At 45.4% G+C, this 2492-nt stretch carries 2 protein-coding genes and 1 pseudogene; all 3 read left to right on the top strand.

What is annotated here, in order from left to right; translation table 11 throughout:
• Positions 1-289, top strand: a pseudogene (locus HMPREF3055_RS09340) (hypothetical protein); the annotation flags it as partial.
• 54 nt (positions 290-343) lie between these two features.
• Positions 344-1018, top strand: a complete 675-nt coding sequence (locus HMPREF3055_RS04630) for a DUF6318 family protein (RefSeq protein ID WP_049345147.1) — start codon at positions 344-346, stop codon at positions 1016-1018.
• 275 nt (positions 1019-1293) lie between these two features.
• Complete coding sequence (locus tag HMPREF3055_RS04620; RefSeq protein WP_049345144.1) at positions 1294-2304, top strand: YeiH family protein; 1011 nt, start codon at positions 1294-1296, stop codon at positions 2302-2304.
• Positions 2305-2492: the final 188 nt, after the last annotated feature.

Raw genomic sequence — 2492 nt, 5'->3', positions numbered from 1 at the left:
TGAGTTCTACCTGTATATTCAGGGTCTTTACCAGCGCGGAGGATGGACTGTTGACGGGCTGGATAGCTACCAGCCAGAAGGCCCGCTTATCTACGACGAAGCAAAGAAAATGTATCGTATGAAGCATCGTCGGTTCTGGAGCAGCGTTATGTACGTTGAATCTAATGGTCACCTCACAATGCAGGCTAACACTGAGACTAGTGACGATACTTTCTATTTCCTTTTCACCTACTCTGATGGCTATTGGAAGATTGCTGGAAGTAAATCAATTGAGGAAATAGATAGCTAGCAATAGTCTCTTTCTTCAATTCACACACCACACCGACAGAAGGAATTTACTTCCATGACTTCCGTTATTTTGAACCGCCGCGCACTGTTGGGTAGCGGCGCTCTTGTGGGCCTGGGGGCCCTGCTTGCAGCGTGCGGCCAGCAAGCCACCAACGAGGCGAGCGCGTCGGCTGCAGCATCTGAGGCACCTTCGGCAAGCGCTACTCCATCTACTGTTCGCGGCTACTCGGGCGGATCCAAGGCACCCGATGGAGAGTACCGAAAGGCCGACAAATACGGCCCAGCCCAGAACGTACCGAAACCCAGCCTCCCCGAAGAAGGCTACAACGAAAAGTCTCTAGAAGGCCTACGTAAAACATTTGACGCATGGGTCCAGTGGGGAAACTACGGTATCCAGACTGGTGACTATGCAAAGGCACGAGAATTCATCTCGCCTAATTTCAGCTCCGAATTAGAAGCCTACGAAAGCGTCGAAAAACTATACAGGCGCGGCGGATGGGTTATCGACGGTATCGAGAAATTTACAGCTGATGGGTCGCCTTGGTCCGAAGACGGCGAAACATATTTCTGGAAAATGTATCGTAACTGGAATCAGGAAATCCACGTTGAACCAGACGGTAAATGGACTGCGTGGGATAACGAGGATAAAACTAACGATACTCTCAAAGTCAAAATGAAACATGACGGCCAAAAGTGGTCAATTCTAGACTTCGAAGAATTCAACGTCTAAGCAGCATTCACCTTTTACACACCACACCGATATAAGGAATACGTTTCCATGGCTTCCACTCTTTTGACCCGCCGCGCAATGACATGCAGTATGTATGGCCCTATATGCTGGATACCTACGAGAAGGATATTAAGTTCCTCAAGGATATCGAAGGCCTTTATCAGCGCGGAGGCTGAGGTGGTGTGCGCCCAGGGCTGGGTCTGCATTCCTACTTTCTATTTTATTTTTCTAACAAATAAGATTATAATAAGGAGTGTTTATTTTCGGAGGTTTTTATGTCATTTCTATCAAAAAATTGGGCAGGACTGTCAGTCTGTCTGATCATTTCTATCATCTCTTGGGTTTTAGGAGGATTTCTGCCTGTTGTGGGAGCACCTGTTTTCGCCATTTTTATCGGAATGATTCTCCATCCCTTTCTCACTTCCTATACACAACTGGATGCCGGTTTGACTTATAGCTCCAAAAAACTGCTTCAGTATGCTGTTATTTTGCTTGGGTTTGGACTCAGTATCTCACAAGTTTTCGCAGTTGGAACATCTTCCCTTCCTGTTATCCTTTCAACTATTTCAATTGCATTGATTATAGCTTTCTTTTTCCAACGCTTTTTTAACCTTGATACAAAACTAGCTACCTTGATTGGAGTTGGATCTTCTATCTGTGGCGGTTCTGCCATTGCAGCGACTGCTCCTGTTATTCACGCCAAGGAAAAAGAAGTAGCCCAAGCCATTTCTGTTATCTTTTTCTTCAATGTCTTGGCAGCTCTTATCTTTCCGACTCTAGGTTCTTGGCTCCATCTTTCCAACGAAGGTTTTGCTCTCTTTGCGGGTACTGCGGTCAACGATACTTCCTCTGTGACAGCTACTGCTAGTGCCTGGGATAGTCTTTACAATGCAAACACTCTTGAGCCTGCAACTATTGTCAAGCTGACACGTACTCTAGCTATTATCCCTATCGTTCTCTTCCTCTCCTATTGGCAAAGCCGTCAACAAGGCAACAACCAAGGAGTGAAGCTTAAAAAAATCTTCCCCGTTTTCATTCTCTACTTTATCCTAGCTTCTCTGCTAACTACTCTTCTCACATCTTTCGGTGTCAGCACTAGCTTCTTTTCACCTCTCAAACAACTCTCCATATTCCTCATCATCATGGCTATGAGTGCTATTGGTCTCAAAACCAACCTCATTGCTATGATCAAATCCAGTGGAAAATCCATTCTTCTTGGAGCCATTTGCTGGATTGCTATCATCCTGACTAGTCTTGGCATGCAATTACTCATCGGTATTTACTAAGAAAAAAGGGAGCCTAAAGGCTACCTCAGAACGTAGACAAACGTCATTTTTGGCGTTTTATCTATGATGAAAAAACTAAAGAATACACTCTCATGCTGAAGCACATTTGGGAATTCGTAATGTATGTTGAACCCGACGGGTCATATACAGAAGACAAAAATACGGCCGAGGGGGACGATAGCGGCGCT

Origin of the sequence: Rothia sp. HMSC061C12 (assembly GCF_001815755.1) — a bacterium.
Lineage (GTDB): Bacteria > Actinomycetota > Actinomycetes > Actinomycetales > Micrococcaceae > Rothia > Rothia mucilaginosa.
Note: the sequence above shows the minus strand (reverse complement) of the source record. Positions and strands in the feature narration are given on the sequence as shown.